The organism is Prosthecobacter sp. (assembly GCF_044236155.1).
Taxonomy (GTDB): domain Bacteria; phylum Verrucomicrobiota; class Verrucomicrobiia; order Verrucomicrobiales; family Verrucomicrobiaceae; genus Prosthecobacter.
Genome location: NZ_JBIIHA010000003.1, coordinates 1 through 21593, shown reverse-complemented (window position 1 = coordinate 21593; position 21593 = coordinate 1). Strand labels below are relative to the sequence as shown.

Sequence of the window (21593 nt, the reverse complement as noted above, 5' to 3'; positions counted from 1 at the left end):
TGAGTTTTTATCCGTCTCACGCCGCCACGAGATCGTAGCCGCGCCAGTCTTTGATCGTGACTTCGGCGAAAGAGCCGACGGGGAGCTTTTTGTTCACGAAGACGGTGGTGTCGATGTCCGGCGCGTCGATCTCGCTGCGGGCCACGCCGGGCTCCTCGACAAGGACGCGGACAGTTTTGCCCTTCTGCGACTGGTTGTACTTCTCCACACCGCGCTGGATGGCGCGCATGGCCTCGTTCCAGCGGGCCTTGCGGGTCATGTGGTGGATTTGATCCTCCATGCTGGCGGCACGGGTGCCTTCCTCTCGTGAGTAGTTGAAGACGCCAGCGCGCTCGAACTTCTGGTCTTCGATGAACTGGATGAGTTCGTTGAAATCAGCCTCAGTCTCGCCGGGGAAGCCGACGATGAACGTGGTGCGGATGGCGATGCCGGGGATGCCGGCGCGGATGCGCTTCAGCAGATCACGGATGTAGGCACCATCGGTCTCGCGCTTCATGAGGTCGAGCATGTGGTCGCTGATGTGCTGCAGCGGCATGTCGATGTAGCGCGCCACTTTGGGCGATTCGGCGATGGCCTGGATCAAATCATCGCTCCAATGCGCGGGATGTGTGTAGAGCAGGCGGATCCAGAAGTCGCCCTCGATCTTGTTGAGCTCGCGGATGAGCGTGGAAAGCGATTCGCCCTTGCTGGAATCGACGCCGCTGCGAGGTTTCGGCCGCTCGCCTTCCCACTTGTCCATGCCGAAGTAGGTGGTGTCCTGGGAGATGAGGTTGATCTCCTTCACGCCGCTCGCCACGAGCTGGCGCGCCTCTTTGACGATGCTTTCCTGCGTGCGGCTGCGGTGGCGGCCGCGAATGCGCGGGATGATGCAGAAGGAGCACGGGTGGTTGCAGCCCTCGGCGATCTTGATGTAGGCCATGTGCTTTGGCGTCAGGCGGAAGCGCGGCGTGTCGTAGTCGGGGATGTACTTCGGCTGCTTGGTGACGAGGTTTTCCTGCTCGTGATCCTTCACGCCGACGAGGTTCTGGATGATCGGCGCGACCTGCGTGATCTGGTCGAGTCCGATGAAGGCGTCCACCTCGGGCATGAGGCCGGGCAGTTCCTGCGAGAAGCGCTGCGAGAGGCAGCCGGCGACGATGATCTTCTGCTTCGCGCGCTTCTTCGAGGTTGCGCGTCCATCCACGGCATCATGCACGGCACCGACGCTCTCCTTTTTCGCCATGTCGATGAAGGAGCAGGTGTTGACGATCAAAACGTCGGCAAGATCCGGCTCGGGCGTCATGACCATGCCAGCCTGCTGGAGGTGGCCGATCATGATTTCCGAGTCGATGAGGTTTTTCGCGCAACCGAGGGAAACGAGGCCGACTTTGATCATGGGGCGCGGATGGTAGCGCCTTTGCGGGAATCGAAAAGGGGAAAGATGGCGGCGGAAGGCTGCTATTTCCGGCTTTTTTATCGTGCGTCGGTGATCAGGAGACGAGCGCCGGTGCCTGGGAGCGGGTGGCGCTGAGGTTGAAGGCGGGTTCGCGCTCCAGGGGCTTCTGCACGGCCTTGGCGAGCGCCTTGCTCAATCCATCGAGGGAATAGGGCTTTAACATGATGTCAACGGGCGGCGGGTGGCCCTGGCTGAGGATCATGAACTCGTCGGGATCGATGACGAAGCCGCTGCAGACGACGACAGGCACGTCATTGCCGACGGCACGGAGCTCTTTGAAGGTGTCGCGGCCTGACAGCTTCGGCATGTAAATGTCGAGCAGCACCGCGTCTATTTTTTCGTTGCCTCGCAGGATGATGTCGAGCGCCTGCTGTCCGTCGCCGGCTTCGATGACATGATAGCCGAGGAAACCGAGCATGTTCGTGGCGATGGAGCGCACGGGCGCCTCATCATCGACCACGAGGACGGTGGTCTGGCCGCCGGCGGGGGCGGCGATGGCGGGGCCGTCATCGACAGGAGCTTCGTCATCAACCTTGTCGGGATTGAGCACGCGGGGAAGGAACACGCGGAACTCGCTGCCACGGCCAATCTCACTGTCGAACTCGATCCAGCCGCCGTGCTCGCGCACAATTTCCTGCGCGGTCGAAAGCCCGAGCCCGGTGCCCACACTTTCAGGCTTGGTGGTGAAGAACGGCTCGAAAATGCGGCCGCGATGCTCCTCGGAGATGCCGTGGCCGTTATCACGAACGACCAGCATGACGAAATCCGCGGTGTCATCCACACCGTTCACCTTCGCGGCGGCGCGACCGGGCATGCGGTGGGTGACGTTTTCGATGGCGATCTCAATGACACCCTTGTCAGCCGGGAGCGCGTCACGTGCATTGAGGCAGAGGTTGAGCATGACCTGCTCGACCTGGGTGGCGTCAGCATTGACGTAGGAGGCATCCATGCCGCCGCGCATCTGGATGGTGACGCGAGGATCGACGCTGTGCTTGAGGAGGTTTTGCACGTCGGCCAGCAACCGCTTGAGGTTGGTGGTTTTACGGACTGAGGCGCCGGTGCTACGCCGCGAGTAGCCGAGGAGGGATTTGACGAGTTCTGCGGCACGCGTGGTCGCATGATTGGCGTTTTGCAGCTTGTCGCGGACTCCCGCCGGGTTCGTGGGCGGGGTGAGCTCCGCGAGGGTGAGATTGCCGCGGATGGCGGTGAGAAGGTTGTTGAAGTCGTGGGCGATGCCACCGGCGAGCTGTCCGATGGTTCCCATCTTCTGTGATTCGCGGAGCTGGTTTTCAAGCACGCGCATCTCGGAGCGGTCCTTGACGATCCAGATGCGGCCGATGATCTCGCCCGCGTCGGTTCGCATGGGATTGGAACGGAGTGAAAAGACGCGGCCGTCTTCGGTGACGAGCGGAGGCAACTCGTCCTGGCCTTCGAGGCTGGAGGCGGTTTTTTCGATCCAGACAGTGACGGCGGCCTTTTCATGGAAGCGTTCCACAAGCGCATTCAGCAGACGTGAGGCGTCGCGCCCTGCGAGTTCCTCGACGGGTTTGCCGAGGAAGTCATCGAGCTTCGCGTTCGAGGCGATGATCGAGCCTTGGGAATCGACGACCAGGACGCCCTCGTCGCTTGCGGAGAAGAGCCCCTGCAACGCGGTGAACGCCTCGCGGAGAAGGCGCTCGGCATTGAGGAGGCGCTGCGCGGTCTGGCAGGCGTGCTGCTCGGCGGCGTTGAGCGCCTGCCGCTGTTTGGCGAAGATCATGTTGATGTCGCAGCGCAGCTTCCAGAAGTCGGATGGCAGCCATTCGGCGGACTGGGCATCAGGAGGCACTCCGCGCAGCACGGCGCTGGTGCCCTTCATGACGGCGCTGGTGGGTTTGAGCAGCCAGCCGGAGATCAGGTAGGCGGCCAGGAAGACACCGCCTCCGAGCAGCACGCCGGTGATGCCGAAAAACCAGTCTAGAGAATGGCCCATCATGCGGGTGGCTCCCATGGCCGGCAGGAAGCCAAAGAGCCAGAGCGGGAACAGGATGCGCAGTCGCAGGGAGTTCATGGCGTGGTGGGTGGCGGGTTGGTCGGGAGTTCCGGGCTTTAACTGACTGACTATGAGGAGGCAGGGTGAGTGGGGCGGCTCATGATGCGTTGCATGCAGTGCTCGACAGCGGTGTTGAGATGATTTTCCAGCCAGGACTCGATTTCAGCGCGCAGCGTGGCGAGGCTGGCCTGAACTGGTGAAGCGCCCGAGGGAACCCGCTGTTCCAGACGATCCAGCCGGTCATTCAAAGCGCTGACGCTCATCGCGATTCCGAAGAGGTCGTTGCGCAACTGCTCCATTTGCGCGTTCCAATCGTTCCCACTGTGAAACTGAGGCTGCGCGGTCACTGGATGCAAATGCAGCGTAGCTGAATGAGTGCCGGAGGATGATAACGCCGGAGGAGGGCTGTCGGTGAAGCGCTGATTAGGCGAAGGAGCCGGGGGCAAGCCCGTGGAAAGCCGCGGTGAAATGTCACGCTTTGGCTGCGGTGCCGCGCTTTCGAGCACGGGGGGAGAAAAAATGTTTCCAGGCGTTCCCAGCAATGGCTCCGTGCTTATTTGTCCGGGCGAATGCCCCATGATTTTCTCAATAACCGCAACATCCGTGGCTACAGAGGGCATTTCGGCCTCGGCAGCTTGACGTTGTGTGGAGAATGAAAATGGTAAAGGCATGCTTGGAATCAGGCAGACAGTGGAATTTTAACAAAATTAATAATAAAATCCATAATTATCTGAAAATAATTTGAATTACACTCAACCTAAACTGTCGCGATTGCTTTGTTTCCTTGGCAAAAGCCAGCTCATATGAGTGGGTATTAGTCGTTGATTATTAATTGATTAACTCTGTCTTGAGCCATTGATTTTTCAGAAAATTATTCACTCCATGGTCTTAAAATGCGGGTGGTTTATTTTTTTGCCGGAAACCGATGTCTTGCGTCGCCCGAAAGCCATGCCTACCCTCGCTCTCACATGGACGAACGCATCACTCAACGCCTGGACGCGCATCTCGCCAGCCAAGGGCTGCGACGAACCAAACAGCGGGATGTTATCGTGGAGGCGGCCTTCGCCACGGATGATCATTTCAAGGCTGAGGAATTGCTGGAAAAGGCGCGCAAAATCGACAGCACTGTCTCGCGCGCCACGGTTTACCGCACGCTGACACTGTTGGTGGAGTGTGGTCTTCTACGTGAGGTCGATCTGGGGCGTGACCAGACCTACTACGATCCGAATTTCCTCGACAAGCCCCAGCACAACCACCTCATCTGCCTGGATTGCGACCGCGTGGTGGAGTTTGAGGACGAGCACACCGCTTTGCTGCATGACTGCATCACCCGCCGCCTTGGTTTTCAGCCCAGCATGAAGAGCATGCGCATCGAGGCGCATTGCGACGAGTTTCTGCGTCTCGGCAAATGCAAGTATCGCGACGCCAAGGTGCCCGCCGCGTATTGACCATCCTGGTCAGGCTCTGCGCCAGCGCTGGAACGTCTCAATGGCCTCATACTCGGCCAGGCCGAGGGCATCGTAGAGTCTCGCATTTTCGCGGCTGATCTCCGGCGCTTCTTTTTCGAGTGAGGACAATGCCCCGTAACGAGAGAGCGCAATCGCCTTCCGTTCGAGCTGAAGCGGGCTCATCGGGATCGCCATGTCGATCTCATGCGGCTCCAGCGGACGTTCTTTACCGCGATAGAGCCACACGCTGCATGAACCGGCGAATTCTTCGCCTGCACAGGCCTGCAAAGCAGCAACCAGCAGGCGGAAGCAGATGCCCGCGACGCTCGAGGGATCCGCCGCGTCACCTGTGATGTAAATTTGGTGCGGCTTGTGGTCCAGGAGCAGGCGGGTGAGGGCGTCGATGTCCGCCTGGGTGCTTTTGAAGCGGCGATAACGTCCATGCTCATAGAACGGCAGGTCCACGAACGTGACACGATCATTCGCCAATCCCAGGGTGTGCGCCGCGTCACGCAGCTCGCCACGCAAAATGAGGCCTTTGAGCTGGCGCAGCAGCGGTGGATCCTCGCCGAATTCGCCTTTCGCCTCCAGTAACTCCAGCGCCTCGCGCGCATAGGCCACCTGCGGGCCCCAGGCCTCCGGCTTCGCGGCGTTGGAGGCCAGTTCGAGCAGCGTCTCGGCGAATTTGTCCGCCTCGCTATCCGGCACGCGCAGACTTCCAGATGTCAGAGCGACAAGCCTCACCTCGTTTCCCTGTTCGACAAGTCGATCAATGGTGCCACCCATGCCTACCACCGCGTCCTGCGGCTCCGGGCTGAAAACGAGGCAGCGTTTCGGATATGGACGCGCGCGCTCGGGACGATAGGTGTCGTCTTCATCGGGTTTGCCGCCCGGCCAGCCGGTGATCGTGTGCTGGAGCTGGTTGAAGATGCGGATGTTGAGCTGGTAGGCCGGACCCTGTTCCGAAAGCAGGTCGGAGAGGCCGTTTTCATTGTAATGCTCGTCGATGAGCTTCAAAATCGGCCGCTTGATCTTGAACGCCTGCCAAACCATCGCGCGACGGGTTTCGCGCGGCGTCCATGAGGCAGGGCCGACGAGCCAAGGCAGCTTGATGCGCGTGAGTTCGCGTGAAGCGCCGGTGTCGATGAAAAAGCGCGCATCAGGGTGATCCTGCAGGAAGGAGGCGGAAACCGCCTCTGTCATCGGCTCTTCGACCGCCTTGGCCACCATCACGGCTTTGTTCTCTCCCCACGCCATTAGCACGAGCTTCCTTGCGCGCAGAATCGTGCCAACCCCCATCGTGATCGCGAAATGCGGCACGTTTTGCTCCCCGCGGAAGTCACTCGCCGCGTCCTGGCGTGTCACGCGGTCCAGCGTGATGCGGCGTGTCTGCGAGTCACGGCTTGATCCCGGTTCGTTGAAGCCGATATGACCGGTTCGGCCGATGCCGAGGATCTGCAGGTCGATGCCGCCAACAGCTTCGATTTTTTCCTCATACTGGCGGCAATGCGCGAAAACCTGGTCGCCCGGCACGGTTCCGCTGGGAATGTTGATGTTCGACTTCGGAATGTCGATGTGGTCGAAAAGCTGCTCGGCCATGAACTTTGCATAGCTTTCCGGGTGGTCGGCTCCGAGGCCGTAATATTCGTCCAGATTGAAGGTGATGACGTTTTTGAAGCTCAACCCCTCTTCCTTGTGCAAGCGGATGAGTTCGCGGTAAAATGGTACCGGTGTTGATCCTGTCGCCATGCCCAGAATGGCGGGCTTCCCGGCATGATTTTTCGACTCGATGAGGGATTTCACCTCCTGTGCCAGCTTTCTGGCCGCCGCGGCGGAGTCAGGGAAAATGGTCGTCGGAACTTTCTCGTAGGCTTCGGCTGGAGGACGAATGGGCATGGCGGGTTGGTTGGGAAGCCTCGAAGAAGACGCGAATTGCCTCCCACGCAACCCGCTTTCATCACAGGCGGCATCATCCGCCGCCTCAAGGCAGGAGAACAAAAAAGCCGGGCTGATTTCTCAGCCCGGCTTTGGAGTTAACAGGGGGTTGCCCTGCGTGTATTAATGTTCGTAGCCTGCTTCGCCGTGATCGGTGAGGTCGAGACCGACGGACTCTTCCTCAGGAGCCGGACGAAGGCCGGTGAGAACCTTCACGATCAGGGTGATGACGACTGTGGCGACAACGGAGAGCACGATGGTGATGGCGCAGGCCTTGAGCTGGACTCCCAGCAGACCGCCTTCGGTGACGAGCTTATCGAGGCCATTGACCTTCGCATAAGCCTCGCTGATCAGGTTGGCGTTGACATCCTTGGTGGCGAAAATGCCCGTGACGATGGCTCCCAAGGTGCCGCCGATACCATGCACGCCGAAGGTGTCGAGGGCGTCGTCATATTTGAATAGCGGCTTGATCACCATGACGCCAAGGTAGGGAATAATACCGGCAAGGACGCCGATGATCATGGCGGCTTTAGCATTCACAAAGCCAGCGGCAGGCGTGATGACAACCAGACCGGCGACGGCTCCCGAGCAGAAGCCAAGCACGGATGGCTTGCCCTTGTGGATCTTTTCCACGACAGCCCAGACGAAGCAGGCGGTGGCTGCTGCGAGCGTGGTGGTCATGAAGGCGTTTGCAGCGATGCCGTCAGCAGCGAGCGCCGAACCAGCGTTGAAGCCATACCATCCGACCCAGAGCATTCCAGTGCCGACAGCGCAGAGCACCATGCTGTGGGGGGCCATCTTTTCCTTGCCGTAACCGGCGCGCTTTCCGAGCAGGAGGCAAAGAACAAGGGCCGACCAGCCTGAGGACATGTGAACCACGGTGCCGCCAGCGAAGTCGATAGCGGGAATTTTCGCGCCGCCGTTCCAGACGCCATTCATGAGGCCGTCGAAGCCCCAGACCATGTGGGCGAGCGGGAAATAAACGATGAACATCCAGAGGGTGACGAAGAGCATGATGGCGGAGAACTTCATGCGCTCGGCGATGGCACCGACAATAAGGGCCGGTGTGATGATGGCGAACATCAACTGATACATCGCAAAAACGCTGAAGCTGGGCCAGCCGGTGTAGTTGCCGTTCGGGGCACCGCCGACGCCTTCAAGGAAGAAATACTTGAAGCTGCCAAGGTAGGACGCCCAAGAAGGAGCTCCTTCTGCGGGATGCTCTCCGAAGACGAGCGAGAAGCCGCAGAAGTACCACAGGATAGTGACAAGACCGGCGATGCCGAAGCACTGGGCGACGACACTCAGCACGTTCTTCGAACGAACCAAGCCGCCGTAGAACAGGGCGAGTCCGGGCAGAGTCATGAAGAGCACCAGTGCGGCGCAAATCATGAGGAAGCCGTTGTGGCCTGGACCAGGCAGACCTGCGAGCTTGCCATCACCGGAGGGAGCAAGGTTGTTGAAATACTGAAAGTGATCCCCCAACTGCTTTTCAGCCGCATCAAGGCGTTTGACAACATCATCCAACGATGGCGCGGCGGGGGCCGGAGCGGCTGGAGCTGCGGCGGGTGCGGGGGCCGGAGCGGCCGCATCCTGTCCGCGGGCGTCGCCGGGGGTGAATGCGAGTGAGGTGAGGGCGACAACCGCAGCAATTGCCATGCTGCGCCAGGTTCGTGTGTGGTTGAGTTTCAGCATAAGTCAGGGGTGTGGATTAACTCCGAGAAATTGCAAAGCATGGCGCGTGCCAAGTTTTTGAGAGGTTTCTTGGCGTGCAGTTCTTTTCACGCGGTTTCAGGTGCAAAAAAAGAGGCAGGTGAGTGTCACCTGCCTCTCTGCGTGGGATATCTTGGCGGTTTTCTCGCCGTGGTTATTTCACGAACGGACTACCAACCATTTTTTTGAAGCCTTCGACCAGTTTGGCGATGGCGTCCTTCGGGCCGGTCAGCTTGACGAAGACGTTGGAGTCTTCTGTGGGGACGATGGCGGCGATGAGAGTGTAGTCGGCTTTTGGCGTCTTGGCTCCCATCGGCGGACCGTCGTTGTAGGTGCCGGTGGCGGTCACGAGGGTGATTTTTTTGCCTCCGGCGTCGATTTCCTCGCGCTTGGACTCAGGTGTGCCCTGGAACTGGCCAAGCCAGCGCTGCACGTTGGCATCCACACCGCCACCACCGCCCGGGCCTGGGAAGTGGTAGAACACAGCCTCGACCGGCTTGTCCAGTCCTTCGACTTTGGCGGCGAGGGTTCCTGCGCGGAACATGCCGGTGCTCTCGACGGAGGCCCAAGGAGCAGCGTATTTGAATGACAGGCCCGCTACATCAAGCTTCCCGTCCTCGGCACGAACTGCGGAGGCGAGTGAGAAGATGGCGATGAAGGTGGCGGTGAGGATGTGTTTCATGGTGGCGCGTTGGGTTGTGATTCCTGTGTTACTTCGTGACATGCATCACGCCGCGCATGAGCAGCCAGTGGCCGGGGAAAGTGCACATATACGGATAGTCGCCGGGCTCAGCGGGGGCGGTGAACTCGATGGTCTCGGTCTGGTTTGGCTGGACCAGCTTGGTGTTGGCGAGGATGTCGGGCTTGGCGGCCTCAGGGATGTAGTGCTTGGCCATGCCCTGAGGGTCTGCCAGCATGGCGTTGGCGAGCGCGCCCACTGCGTCGAGCTTGCCGGGCTTGAGAAGAAGGAAGTTGTGTGGCTGCGGAGCGATGCTGCCGGTATTGTTGAGAGTGAGCTTCACTTTCTGGCCCGCTTTGACCGTGAGTTCGGTCTTGTCATAGCCAAGGGGATTTTGCGCATGCGGCTTGAGTTCGAGCGCCGCGACATCCGCGTCCTGGGCGAAGACGGGCATGGCAAGAGCGACGATGGTGGAGAGGAGGTGCTTCTTCATGTGTGTGGTGAGTGGGTTCTTTTGGGGTGGAGGGGAGCTCTAATCGGGCGGTGGCAAGGCGGTTTATCAACGACTTTTTCCGAGCGCTCCGGCAATGAGGCTTGCGGGAGGAAAGTTCCGTTGCATGCCAATCGTATCAAAAGCACCCCCACTATGAACCCTTTTCGTGAAACTTCCCTTGCGGCTCATTCGGTGAGCCGCCGCAAAGTCTTGCGCGGCCTGGGCACGGCCATGTCGCTGCCGTTCCTCGAGTCCCTTGGCTTCCGCGCCTTCGCCGCGGAGTCGAAGAAAGCGGCGGTGAAGCCGGTGCGCGCAGCGTGGTTGTACATCCCCAACGGTGTGAATGTGGAGCAGTGGATGCCGAGTGGCGAAGGCACGGCCTACCAGCTCTCGCCCTCGCTCAAGCAAATCGAAAAAAACCGTGATGACTTCATGGTGGTGTCGGGATTGATGCAGGATTTCGCGCGCAGCCATGGCAATGGCGGTGGCGATCATGCGCGCGCGACGGCGACTTTCCTCACCGGGTGCATGCCGAAAAAGACAGCGGGAGCGGACATTCATCTCGGCATCTCCGTGGACCAGATTGCGGCGCAGAAGATCGGTCATTTGACTCGACTGCCGTCCTTGGAGCTGAGCACGGACGGACAACGGAGCTCAGGTAAGTGCGACTCTGGTTACTCATGCGCTTATCAGTTCAACCTGGCATGGAAGAACGAAACAATGCCGATGGCACCGGAGATGGATCCCCGGCTGGTTTTCGAGCGGATGTTCGGCTTGGGCGCGACCGCGGGCAGGGGGCCGGAGGCCGCCCGCGCGAAGCGCATGCAGAAGAGCATTCTCGACACGGTGCTGGAAGATGCGAAGAGCTTGCAGAGCAAGGTGAGCGCGGGCGACCGCCGCAAGCTCGACGAGTATTTCTCTTCTGTTCGGGACATCGAGCAGCGCATCGAGCGCGCGGAGAAATTCACCGCGCAGATGCCGGACGTGAAAATCCCCGAAGGCATTCCGGATTCTTACGAGGAGCACATCCGCGTGATGTTTGACCTCATGGTGCTTGCGTTCCAAACAGATACGACACGCCTGGCGACCTTCATGCTTGCGCACGACGGGAGCAACCGCAGCTTCCCCGATCTTGGCGTGCCGGACGCGCATCACTACCTTTCGCATCACCAGCGCGATCCGCAGAAACTGGAGAAGATCGCGAAAATCGACCAGTTTTACCTTCGTCAGTTTGGCTATTTCCTCGACAAGATGAAGTCAGTCAAGGAAGGCGACAAGACGCTGCTGGACAGCTCGATGGTTGTGTTTGGTGGCGGTATTGGTGATGGTGATCGTCACAATCACGACAATCTGCCGATCCTGCTCGCTGGTCGTGGCGGCGGCACGCTGACGCCGGGCAAACGCGTCGTCCTTCCAGGTGAGACGCCGATGACCAACCTGTATCTTTCGATGCTGGACCGCCTCGGCGTGCCTGCGGAGAAAGTGGGTGACAGCACCGGCAAACTGGAGGTGAGCTAGCGTGACCGCACACGCTGAACCTACCTCTTAGCGCCCTGCGGGAAGAGGGCGCTTGATCGTGGGCGGCAATCCAGGGCTGCTTTTTTGAATGCCGGGAGGTGGGAGGTTGCCGCCCGATCCCGAAGCGCCTCCAGATTTGCTTCGAGCGCCATTTTTGGTGATGCCGGGAGGCAGTTCCTCTTTTTCCGGCACTTTTTGTGCCGTGGAAATCGGACGTGGGGCCACGGGCAGCGAGTACCAGTGCATCTGCGGGACGGCGCTTAGCTCGACCCATTGCTGGGAGCCGAGTTTTTTCCACTCCAGTTCCACCACGGCCCAGACATGGGTTTCCCAAGGCAGCCGGGTGCGAAGCTCCTGCGCGAGCGCGGAGTCCTTATCGAGGAAAACAGAGGCTTGAAAGGAGTTTGGAGGTGCTGGCATCACACGAAAGGCGTCCTTGCGCTCGATGTTCGGCACGCCGTCTTCAAAGTAATGATGGCGGATGATGCCGACATGGAAGCGCGCCGCGCCCTCCTGATAAGACTGGAAGAATTTCTCCAGCAGACGGTCTTTGAACTCGACGAACGCGAGCCAGTCCACCTTGAAGCCGTCAGACTGCTCCTCAAGCATCACCGGCACGGGAAACTCCCAGGTTTTGTTTTCCAAACTGAAGATGCAGTGCCTGCCTGAGCCAAGCTCAGGATTTGGGTCCATGCGGACAAACTGGATGCGATCCACGATGACCGGCCCGTCGGCCAGACGTGTGTAGTAACGCTCCATCAAGGGCTTCATGTGCTCAGCGCCCAAGGTGTGTTGCAGGCGTTCGGAGAGCGAGTTGGCGCTGAGAAATTTTCGCAAAGCCTCAACAGCGGGTTTGGCCTCGGGCGGCGCGTCGTCTTCCACGTCTGCGTGCGTTTGTGTGGAGGCGTCAGGAGCGGCCGTGGGCGAAACCATGTCAGGCGCGCTATTTGCGGCGGTCTTCGGGGAGATTTCAAGCAGGGCGTTGGGTGTCGCCGAAGTCTTTGGCGTGGGGGACGTCTGCGTCATGCTGGCGACGTCCTCTGTTTTTGGGATGATTCCAGAAGTTGCAGCCGTGATCTCGACGGTTGGCTTCGTTTCCGATTTGGCTGTTGCCACGGGTTCGGTGGGATCAAAGCCGCCAGTGGGTGATTTTGTTGGCGGGAGAGTGCTTTCATCAGCCTTCGAAAGAATGGCTGGGGTAACGCTTGGCTGGCGGGGGCTTGAGTCCGCCAGTTGGCCGGGATCAGGCATTCGGGGCGCTGATTCGGAGATGATTTCTTCTGATTCCTGGCCTGTGAGTCCAGGGAAAACACCCGGCAGGTAGTCTTTGAGCAGGAAGCCGACAAGGCCGAGAAATCCCAGCATGAACACGGCGGCAAAAGCGAGCCGGATGAAATTCGTTCCACGAGGTGCTCGCAAACTGGAGATGCTGCGGCCGGGGGGCATCGGGGACACGGAAGATCCTTCATGGCCTTGCATCCCTCCAAGACTTAGTGAGGGGAGACCGGCCGCTTGAAGAGGCTGCGTCATGGGAGAGATGGGAGCAGGCGGCACCTCCCTTCCTAGTAGTGACGTTCCAGGCACGGACATCATGCCAGGAGCAGCCGAAGAGCCGCCAAGTGCCATGTCTGGCAATGCCGGCGCACCAGGAATGAGGCGAGAATGCTGGGGCAAACTGCCGGAGCCAGCTGAGGCCATCTCCGGCATGCCAGGAGATGGAGGCGGCGTTGAATTCCAAGATGCCTGGCCGATGGCAGTTCCACCCAGCGTGGTGCTCAGAGGTGTTTGCCCTGGTAATCGCTTGGGTGGCAGGCCTGTGCTAACGGCAGCGGCAGGCGTACCCGAGGGCGTCGGCCCTGTCGGAGGAGGGGCAGACCACGCAGGAGAAGATTGGGCCATCGCCGGAGCCTGCGGCCACTGAGGGGGCTGAGCGGCCACTGGAGAAGTGACGGTTTGTCCGCAACTAGGACATGGTCCCGAAACCCCAGCCATCTGAGCAGGAACGGTCAAAGTGGTGCGGCAGAATCCGCATTGAAACTGAAGTGTGTCCGGGTTCATCCCCTGATTTGGCGCAATAAATTATGACAATTATCACCCAAGAGAGTGATTTTGACAAATTGAAGTTCTAAAAGTCTGGAGAAGTTAAATGCAGGGCGCGCACCTTCCTCCTGCTTTATCCATAACGAATCATGCCGCCGCCACCGCCGGTGAAAGCGCCGCCAAGCCTTGGAATGGTCTCAGGTTCAGGTAGAAGCCAGACGCTTTTTTGTCTTTTGAGCCGCCGCTGGCGCACGACTTTCTGCAAAACTACGCTGACGATGGTGACGAGGCATAGCCACGGCATAACCGACACCACAATGCTCCAGTCTTCCGGCTGCTCCATGCGTGCGGTGATTTCGGGAGTGATTTCAGCCAGCGATTGATCCTTTTTTGAATCAACTGATGTTTCGCCTGCCAGTGCTCGTTGCAGCCAGAAAAGTCGTGTTGATAGATGCACGGAGTAGCGGTGCAACTGATCGTGAACATCGCTGGCTTGCAGCGCTTCTTGCAGGCAGGCTTTGGCTGTTTCAGAAAGAAAAGCTCCCGAGGTCTGCTCATGAACGAATTTGCTCACAAATAAACGAGCCCTCCAAGGCTCGCCCAAGGGATAGACTAAGAGGCAGGCATCTCTTTGCAACAGTCCGCCGGAGGCCACTTTTCCCAGATCAGCATCTGCAGGCAGCCTTTGGTCATGCGCGAGGACCAAGACATGCAGTTTGATGCGTGCATCCCTGGCATGAAACTCGAGAAAACCCGCGATGTCGTGATTTTGCATTTCCGGGACAAGATGCTCAGGATCGATCAAGTAATCCTCTGGCTGCGATCGCTCGCACACGTGCATGAATTCGGGGGAAACTTCTCGTATCGACGAAACAGGAGTCGGCAGACGGGCGCCAGCCGGATCGTTCTGCGGAAGATTGCCCAGAATGGACTCAGGCAGAAACAGGCGCATGTCCTCGGGCTTCAGGCGGGGGGAGATCTCCGCCTCATGGCCGTTGAAAAGATGCTCAAGGCGAGGGCCTGTGGGCATCGGAGCGCGCATGAGTTCGTTGATGTCGGTTGCCATCCCCCCGTGTTCTGGAAACAGCACGCCCTGGCTGCCTGTGGCGGGAAGGCTTTCGCGAAATGACCTGAGTTCCTGCTCGCTCCAGCGTGGCAAGGGGAGTGTTTCAAAGCTTTCCTCCTTGGAATTGCCTTGCACCTCAGCCCAGAGATTGCTGCCTTGAAAGACGAGGATCATCAAGAACAAGGCCGCTCGGAAGAACTGGAGGGCTGCTTCGTGAATGATGGGACTGGGGCGGTTGGCAGTCATGAATGGGGAAAACCAGCCAGGGGCCTTGAAGATTGCTTTTGACCGCCACGGAGAGGTTGCAACCCCATGTCCGGTTGGCTGCCACCACCAAGTGAGGCAGGGCTCCAGGCTGTTCTGGTCCCATGCTTGCGCAGCACTTCGGCGCAGCGCGTACAAGCGGTGACAATGGCTTCTCCATGCGCGCCTTCGGCAAGCAGTTTGGCAACGGATTGCAGAATCTGTTGCATCCTGTCCTCCCCAAAATAAGCCTCAACCGCATATCCCAAGGTGAGACTGGCGAAAAGGGAGGAGGGATCGACCACCAAAACAACGCCAAAGTCATTTCGACGACTGACGGAAGGAGTGTTGAAGGCACCCTGATTAAGCAGCCAAAAGCCAAGCTCGGACACATTGAAGTAATTCGGTAAAACACCTAAGTAGGTGGCAAAAAATGCCTGTGGAAAGGAGCGTTCAAATTCATCCAGCACAACTTCCGCCCTGCGGGCCTCTTCAAGCCGCAGGCAATGCGCTGCGTCGGTGATACGCTCTAACTTAACCCATTGATTTCCAAGATAACCATGCAGAAGCGTGGCGGAAAACCCGCAAGCATTGCAGGTATTCTGTTGGACCGTCACATGGCCCTGACAGCGTGGACACTTCATTGTTATAAAATATATGGAATACACAATAAATCAACCTCTAATTTCACACTCGTGACACAGAAAAAATGTTTACATGCCAGAGGCTTTATGATGAACTAATGCAGATTGACTGAATCTAAGACCTCCCAACGCTCTTTTCGCCGCCGCATTCCAAGCTGAACCCGCGAATCCCAACGTCATTTTTTTAACTTCATCATGAAGCTCGCTTCCACTTTAATCATTCTCACCTCATTGATGGTGACATCCTCGCTTCAAGCCAAATGGGGGCGTGTTCCAGTGATGCAGCAAAAGCCGGTGAATATAGCTGCGAAAGGACCTCATTCCTCGGTGAGCATCGACAGTTCCTCTGGAATCGGGCAGGTGGATAATTTGATCAATGCTGCCGACGTGACCTCTGCTGCCTCACTCAGCGCCGGCAAAAGCTTTTTCATCATCAACTTCGGCAAGCCGGTTATGGTTTCAAACTCCTCGCTCGTGAATGACGGGGTCGAAGGGAAAGTCGCCTTGTCAGCCAGCGCGGATAAGAATGGTTGGGCGGTGCTTGAGGAAAAGGTGTTTTCAGCCGCGGATCGCGAGATCAATTTTAAGTTCGCCGGCATCCAGGCGAAATTTTTGAAGTATGAATTTGTTCTTTCCAAAGGAGGTTCGATGCAGTCGTTGACAGTTTATGGCAATCAGACCGACTACGGCTATGCCTTGAAGCAAGACCCGAGTGGTGAAAAAGGCAAACCAATGAATTTTGTGGGAGGACTTGGCGGGGCGCGTCTTGTTTATGCTGCTCCCAAGCCCGTCAATGGTATCGACACTGCGGCGGCGTTTAACAAGTTCGAATTCCCTGAATCGGACGAGCAGTATCGCACTCTCATCTACGACATGGGACAAGTGCGCGTGATGAGTGAGTTTTCCTCGGTTCACTCCGAGAGCCCTGTTCGTTTTGAAGTTTTTGCGTTCGACAAGCTGCCTGAAAAGGAAGACTGGCGTGGCCGTTTGGCCTTCAATCCGGCTGACTTCAATATATCCAAACCAGTGGTTGCATATGAAGATAAAATTGGAACTGGACACATCAAAGTTAAACCTCAGAAGCCTGTTAAGACTCGCTATTTGGCTCTTCGCTGGGAGCCAGACTTCAATCCGCCAGCCTTCATAATCGCCAGCACAGCAATAACAGGTCTCGTCACCCAAGTGCAGGGGCAACAAGCCTTTACAGCAGTGGTCAATGGCGAAACAGTCACCGTCACGGTGGATCCCGGTCCTGCTGTGGGTGCAGGAACAACTGAAGCACAAGCCACAGTTACGGTCACCACGGCAGCAGGGCAATCTGTCACCTATTCGGGGTCAGGCGTTACAGGGGTGAATGTGACCGCCACGGGAATCCAAATCGTAACAGGCAGCACCCCAAGTGCCATTTCAAATGTGGCACCTGCCATCGCTACTATTTCAGTTGGCACTGGTGGCACATTGTCCGCAGCACCGACTCCGGCAGGCGTCTTGCTTGGGGTTCCCCCGCCTGCTGTGGTGGGAGGTGCGACTGTCTCATCAATTCCTCCTGCTGGCTCTTCAGCCTCGGTTGATACTGCGACAGCTCAGGTGATAGCGGAAGCACTTGGAACCACTACAGACGCCGTTAATGCCGCCGTCAGTACAATTGTGGAGACGGCCAGTGCCCCGGGTGCGACTGCACAAAGTCTCGTGGCCGCTGCATCAAACGCAATCACGGAAACGTCGGGAACTGCTCCAACGACCGCTGTAGGAAGCACCGGTGCAGCCACTGGTGCTGTAAGTGCCAGCACGAATACAGCTAACAATCTCTCAGGGGTTAACCCTAGCCCTACTGGTAGTATTACTCCAGGTGCTACCGCCAACGGTGGCGGTACTGTCATATCCGTCACATCCCCGTGACATTGAAAGATGAATATGATCGCCGGGGCTTTTGACTAGTTCGAGATTGGTGCTATCTTTCCCGACCGCATTTCGGACACAGTCCGTAAAACTCAAGTTCGTGGTAGAGCTCTCGAAATCCTGACTGCTTCTCAATTTGCTTCTCCAATGCCTCCACCGGACAGGAGAGATCCAAGCGCTGAATACGGCCGCATTGGGTGCAGATGAGATAGTCGTCATGATGACCCGGCTGGATCAGGGTGTAATAGGTGCTGCGGTCATGCAGCCCAAGGCGACGGATAAAGCCGAGTTCCTCCAGTTTGATGAGCACCCGATAAACGGTGGCCTTGTCAGCGCCGCTGGTCAGATCGGGAGATTCGAAGATGTCCGCCAGCGACAAGGGCTGGTGTGCTGAAACGAGGATGAAAAGGATGTTCTCCAGTGCCTTCGTGCGGCGCAGGCCGGCTTCTTTGGCACGTTCCAGCAGGGTGACGGAGAGTTGCTGCGCAGACTCGCCGTCGTGATGGCGGCATGTGGCCGAATGGTGGTGGTGGAGCATGGGCTGGGGCGTCTTTTTGTGGCTTTCAACGAGTTCCGATGGCGGTCCTCTTCTGCTTGAACAGCCATTCGTGCAGATCTGTCCGTGGATAAACCAATCCAGTGATGCCATGGCCCGCGCCTGCGAGCTCGGTGTAGTTCATCATCTCGCCACCTGCCTTTTTTACCGCCTCCACAATGGCGCGTGATCGCTCCACCGGTACCATGTCGTCTTTGTCGCCATGGAAGACCCAGAACGGGATGTTCTTCAAAATTTCCGCGTATTTAACGTCCCCCCCCCCGCACAGCGGCACGCAAGCGGCAAACACCTCCGGATACTTCGCTGCGATCCCAAAAGTGCCGAATCCGCCCATTGACGAGCCAGTGAGATAAATGCGGCTCTCATCAATTGGCAGGTGGTCCGCGAGGTCGGCGATCAGCGCCAGCAGCTTGTCTGCCACCTCGTTCTTCCAGCCGATCTCGGCGGAGGGACACTGCGGGGCGAGCAGGAAGCACGGACGTTCCCCCTGGTTGTCCTCGGTGGTCAGAATTTTCGGCGCGCCACCGAGCTGGGACTCGTTGTCATCGCCGCTCTGACCCGATCCGTGCAGCCAGATGACAATCGGATAGCGCTGGGTGCCCTCGAGCTCCGGATTGCCCCAAAGCTGGTAGTTCAGGCCCTGCTTCGACACGCCTTTGACGAATTGTCCGGTCACTTTTGCGGTATAAGCACCTTCTTTGATTCCGGCATCGCGGCGCCTTTCACGCAGCAGCCCGCGGATGTGATCCTGATCTCCTTTGGAAAGACGGTCGAGCGGCAGCCGGAACTGATTAAAGTCGGACCTCCGCCGGATTTTCACCTCCTTCTCGGAGAATTCGATGAGATCACCCAGGAACTTCGAATTCCCATCACTGGACGTCCACTCCCGCGGCGGGGGGGCTGCCTGCGCTACGGAAAAGAGCAAGCCTACGGCGAGAAGAGATCGAAAAGATGTCATGCTGCATGCTAAGCCGCGTCCGGCCATGGCGGCAAGAATTTTGCGATCCGCTCTCAAGGCGTGATCCGCCCGCCCGCCTTCTTCATCTCCTCCACCAGCTTCTTCGAGTTCTCGTCGATCGGATTGCCGTCAATGAAGATCTGGCAATACGGCGCCCACTCGCGGGCGCCATCGTTGTCCTTCTTCCACATGCGGTGCAGGGGCGTGAGGTCGGTGATCTTGTTGTTCTCCAAAAACAAAAACTGCAGCTCCGTCAGCGGTTCCAGCGGCGTGAGGTCCGCCACGCCGTTGCCTTTAAGTGAAAGCATCGACAGCCATTTCATGCCGCCGATGCCCGCGATGTTCGTCACCTGGTTGCCTTCGAGATACAGCGTCCACACCTTCGGCAGCTTGAAAAGCGGTGTTGCGTCCTTGATCTGATTGTTCGCCAGATAAAGCGATGTCAGTGAGGATATTCCGCCCAGCGGGCTGACATCGCTCACCTTGTTGCCTGTGAGCGCCACATATTGCAACGCCTTGCACTCAGACAGCGGCTTGATGTCGCTGATCTGGTTGTTCGACAAATCAAGAAACTGCAAACGCTCCAGCCCTTTGATCGGCGCCAGATTAGAGATCTGGTTCTCTGGCAGAGTCAGCGACGCCAGAGCCACGCACTTTTCGAGCCCCGTCAAATCCTTGATGCCTGCCTTCTTGCCTTCGATGATTGACACGGTTGCCACATCTTCCGCAGTCAGAACATCCTGGCTGTCGCGCTTCGCAAAAACCTGTTTGCGCACCACGGCCTCGAGCGCCTTGTCAGGAAAAATGGCCACCGGCTTTGGCGGTGGTGGTTTGGCTGCGGCACTTGGCATGGCGGGGGCGGGTTTCGCTTCGGCGGGCTTGGCAGGAGCGGGAACTGGGGCCGGTTTGGCGGTTGCTGCAGCGGGCTTGGATTCCACTTTGGCAGATGTCGCCGGCTGAGGGGCGGGCTTGATCTCTGCTTTTGCAGGTGCTGGTGGCGTTGTGTTTTGTTTGGCCGGAGTGGCGGGCGCGGGCTTAGTGTCCTGCGCGTGCAGGCTGCTGGCGAGCAGGGCGGAAACAACGACAAATAGGACTTTCATGGCTGGCGATGCTAATGATACGCAGAAGGCCGGTTGCATGTTAAGCAAAAATCGCCTCTGTCGCTTCCGCATGGTCAATGTCATTGTCATTCTTGAGATCGATCCACAGAAGATCGACGAATTCCTCGCCGTCATCCTCGAAAACGCTGCCGCGTCGCGCCAGGAGCCGGGCTGCCTGCGTTTCGAAGTCAGCCGCGATGCGAACCAGCCCAATCTCTTCGCCCTCAGTGAAAGCTATCGCGATCAAGCCGCCATGGAGGCCCATTACACAACGCCTCATGTTGCCAAATGGCGCGAAAAAGGCCCCGCTTTCGTCATCAAACGTTGGGCGGTCAAAGGCCCGGTGCTCTGATCACTTTCCCACCGCGCGTTTCAATTCGTGCTGAGCCTTGTTGAAGGCCGCCACCGCCTGCACGCGGTTTTGTCGCGCGCGCGTGAGTTCTTCACGAGCCAGCAGATACTCCAAAACCACGCCAAGCTGGCTCGCCTGGCGTTCTTTGGCCAGTTTCACCATTTCCTGCGCCGCAGCGACGGCTTCGTCATTGATGTCGATTTGATCGTGGGCGCTTTGCGCCTTCGCCGCGGCCTCCACGACCTCGCGACCGATCGCGGCCTTGATTTGGCCTGCTTGGAGCTTCGTGGCTTCTTCCTGCGCTCCGGCGATGATCTGGCGTTGTTTGTCAAAGAGGCCGCCGGGGCCGATTTTCCAGCCGAGGCCGATGTACATGTTCTGCGTGTCGTCGAAGTTACTGACGTCGCGATTGAAGCCGCCGCCGAGGCCGCCAAAGCTGTAACCCGCCTGCACGTTCGGGATCATCGGAGCCACGCGGGCGCGGTCTTTTTCCAAAACCGCCGCCTGATTCACCGCGCCGACCGCTTTCATCTCCGGACGATGCTGCGCGGCCTGGGAGATGAGCGTGGCCACACCAAGTTTCCGGTCGAGCAAGCGCACCGGCACCAGATCAGCCTTCGCTGGGCGGAGTTCACTGTCCGCAGGCAAACGCAGCGTCTCCGAGAGCGCTGCCGCAGCCAGATCACGCTTCTCCTGATGCTGGCGGATGGCGAGCTTTTCGCGGCTGACCTGAGTCTTCACGCGCAGCAAGTCGGCCCGAAACGCCGTGCCCGCATCGACCGCGCCACCGATCTGCTTTTCGTAATCCTGCGTGAGCCGCAAATCGTCCTCAATGATCGCCAGTGAGGCCTCTGCGGCCAAAAGATCGTAGTAACGGCCTGTGGCCTGCATCACGATGTCGCGTCGCGACTTCTCCGCGAGATGCTCTGCCGCGAGGGCACGCTGTTTTGCCGCCAGCGCCACGTAATACATGTCCCCCGGCGACCAGTCGATCATGAGGTTCGGCCCCACGGTGTACTGCTGCTTGCTCACATCAAAGACCGCGCCCGCGATGTCCTGAACATTCCCATCCGTGCGCCGATAACCCGCCCCCAGCGTCAACGAAGGCCAAAACCGCTGCCAAGCCAGTTTTGACTCCGCGAGCACTTCGGTGTGTTTGGTCTTCGCGAGCTGGATCTCATCATTGTTCGCTCCCGCGAGCATCATGACCGTCGGAAGATCGACGTGAACTGGCGCGGCTACTGACACGGAAGCAAACACAAGCAGCCCAAGGGATCGAATCAGAGAAGACATGGCAGTCAGAGGTTGGAGTCTAGGCTTTAGCCGAAGTTTGGGAGGATAGGGGAGTTCAAAGAGTCGGCTAAAGCCTAGGGCGTGTTTTAAAATTGTACAGATAGAGCAACTGGTGTAGCGAGAAGAATGGAATTACATCCAAGCTATCAGTTGGCGGTGCCCAAGCTGGCCCGTGTTATAAGAGCCATA

Annotated in this window: 18 protein-coding genes; 4 read left to right on the top strand and 14 right to left on the bottom strand. The window is 58.4% G+C overall.

Annotated elements, in window-relative coordinates:
• Positions 1-16: 16 nt before the first annotated feature.
• From rimO to ACILSE_RS03915, 3 genes are all read right to left on the bottom strand, one after another.
• The gene (gene rimO, locus ACILSE_RS03925) at positions 17-1375 is read right to left on the bottom strand and encodes a 30S ribosomal protein S12 methylthiotransferase RimO (RefSeq protein WP_395716049.1); all 1359 of its coding nucleotides are present in this window, start codon (positions 1373-1375) and stop codon (positions 17-19) included.
• Between the two features lie 94 nt (positions 1376-1469).
• A complete protein-coding gene (locus tag ACILSE_RS03920; RefSeq protein WP_395716048.1) occupies positions 1470-3485 on the bottom strand; it encodes an ATP-binding protein in 2016 nt (671 codons plus the stop codon).
• 50 nt (positions 3486-3535) lie between these two features.
• Entirely contained in the window at positions 3536-3814 is a 279-nt protein-coding gene (locus ACILSE_RS03915; protein ID WP_395716047.1) for a hypothetical protein, read from the bottom strand.
• A gap of 621 nt (positions 3815-4435) precedes the next feature.
• Here ACILSE_RS03915 and ACILSE_RS03910 point away from each other — a divergent pair.
• Positions 4436-4915: a Fur family transcriptional regulator gene (locus tag ACILSE_RS03910; RefSeq protein WP_395716046.1), complete on the top strand. Its 480-nt coding sequence runs from the start codon at positions 4436-4438 to the stop codon at positions 4913-4915.
• 9 nt (positions 4916-4924) lie between these two features.
• Here ACILSE_RS03910 and nagB read toward each other — a convergent pair whose 3' ends face one another.
• The 4 genes from nagB to ACILSE_RS03890 all read right to left on the bottom strand — a co-directional run bounded on the left by nagB (position 4925) and on the right by ACILSE_RS03890 (position 9735).
• Complete coding sequence (gene nagB / locus ACILSE_RS03905) at positions 4925-6811, bottom strand: glucosamine-6-phosphate deaminase (RefSeq protein ID WP_395716045.1); 1887 nt, start codon at positions 6809-6811, stop codon at positions 4925-4927.
• A 162-nt stretch (positions 6812-6973) separates the two neighbouring features.
• Positions 6974-8545 carry an ammonium transporter gene (locus tag ACILSE_RS03900; protein WP_395716044.1) on the bottom strand — a complete coding sequence of 524 codons (1572 nt, stop codon included), beginning with the start codon at positions 8543-8545 and terminating at the stop codon, positions 6974-6976.
• 172 nt (positions 8546-8717) lie between these two features.
• Entirely contained in the window at positions 8718-9245 is a 528-nt protein-coding gene (locus ACILSE_RS03895) for a hypothetical protein (RefSeq protein WP_395716043.1), read from the bottom strand.
• Positions 9246-9273: 28 nt separating this feature from the next.
• Positions 9274-9735 (bottom strand): plastocyanin/azurin family copper-binding protein, encoded by a 462-nt coding sequence (locus ACILSE_RS03890; protein ID WP_395716042.1) that lies wholly within the window; start codon positions 9733-9735, stop codon positions 9274-9276.
• 153 nt (positions 9736-9888) lie between these two features.
• Here ACILSE_RS03890 and ACILSE_RS03885 point away from each other — a divergent pair, with 153 nt between their 5' ends.
• Complete coding sequence (locus ACILSE_RS03885; protein WP_395716041.1) at positions 9889-11253, top strand: DUF1552 domain-containing protein; 1365 nt, start codon at positions 9889-9891, stop codon at positions 11251-11253.
• 27 nt (positions 11254-11280) lie between these two features.
• On the opposite strand, the gene ACILSE_RS03880 is transcribed toward ACILSE_RS03885, so the two are convergent.
• From ACILSE_RS03880 to ACILSE_RS03870, 3 genes are all read right to left on the bottom strand, one after another.
• Complete coding sequence (locus tag ACILSE_RS03880; RefSeq protein ID WP_395716040.1) at positions 11281-12708, bottom strand: hypothetical protein; 1428 nt, start codon at positions 12706-12708, stop codon at positions 11281-11283.
• 718 nt (positions 12709-13426) lie between these two features.
• Positions 13427-14605: a hypothetical protein gene (locus ACILSE_RS03875; RefSeq protein ID WP_395716039.1), complete on the bottom strand. Its 1179-nt coding sequence runs from the start codon at positions 14603-14605 to the stop codon at positions 13427-13429.
• On the bottom strand, positions 14602-15246 hold the full coding sequence (locus ACILSE_RS03870; protein WP_395716038.1) for a hypothetical protein: 645 nt from the start codon (positions 15244-15246) through the stop codon (positions 14602-14604). Before ACILSE_RS03870 ends, ACILSE_RS03875 begins: the two co-directional genes overlap by 4 nt.
• A gap of 195 nt (positions 15247-15441) precedes the next feature.
• Between ACILSE_RS03870 and ACILSE_RS03865 the strand changes: the two genes are divergently transcribed.
• The gene (locus ACILSE_RS03865; RefSeq protein WP_395716037.1) at positions 15442-17145 is read left to right on the top strand and encodes a hypothetical protein; all 1704 of its coding nucleotides are present in this window, start codon (positions 15442-15444) and stop codon (positions 17143-17145) included.
• Positions 17146-17197: 52 nt separating this feature from the next.
• Here ACILSE_RS03865 and ACILSE_RS03860 read toward each other — a convergent pair whose 3' ends face one another.
• From ACILSE_RS03860 to ACILSE_RS03850, 3 genes are all read right to left on the bottom strand, one after another.
• On the bottom strand, positions 17198-17683 hold the full coding sequence (locus ACILSE_RS03860) for a Fur family transcriptional regulator (RefSeq protein WP_395716036.1): 486 nt from the start codon (positions 17681-17683) through the stop codon (positions 17198-17200).
• A 25-nt stretch (positions 17684-17708) separates the two neighbouring features.
• Positions 17709-18626 carry a prolyl oligopeptidase family serine peptidase gene (locus ACILSE_RS03855; protein WP_395716035.1) on the bottom strand — a complete coding sequence of 306 codons (918 nt, stop codon included), beginning with the start codon at positions 18624-18626 and terminating at the stop codon, positions 17709-17711.
• A gap of 86 nt (positions 18627-18712) precedes the next feature.
• A complete protein-coding gene (locus ACILSE_RS03850; RefSeq protein WP_395716034.1) occupies positions 18713-19759 on the bottom strand; it encodes a leucine-rich repeat domain-containing protein in 1047 nt (348 codons plus the stop codon).
• Positions 19760-19829: 70 nt separating this feature from the next.
• Here ACILSE_RS03850 and ACILSE_RS03845 point away from each other — a divergent pair, with 70 nt between their 5' ends.
• Positions 19830-20111: a putative quinol monooxygenase gene (locus tag ACILSE_RS03845; protein ID WP_395716033.1), complete on the top strand. Its 282-nt coding sequence runs from the start codon at positions 19830-19832 to the stop codon at positions 20109-20111.
• Here the strand turns inward: ACILSE_RS03845 and ACILSE_RS03840 are convergent, their stop codons facing one another.
• Positions 20112-21404 (bottom strand): TolC family protein, encoded by a 1293-nt coding sequence (locus ACILSE_RS03840; protein WP_395716032.1) that lies wholly within the window; start codon positions 21402-21404, stop codon positions 20112-20114.
• Between the last annotated feature and the right edge of the window lie 189 nt (positions 21405-21593).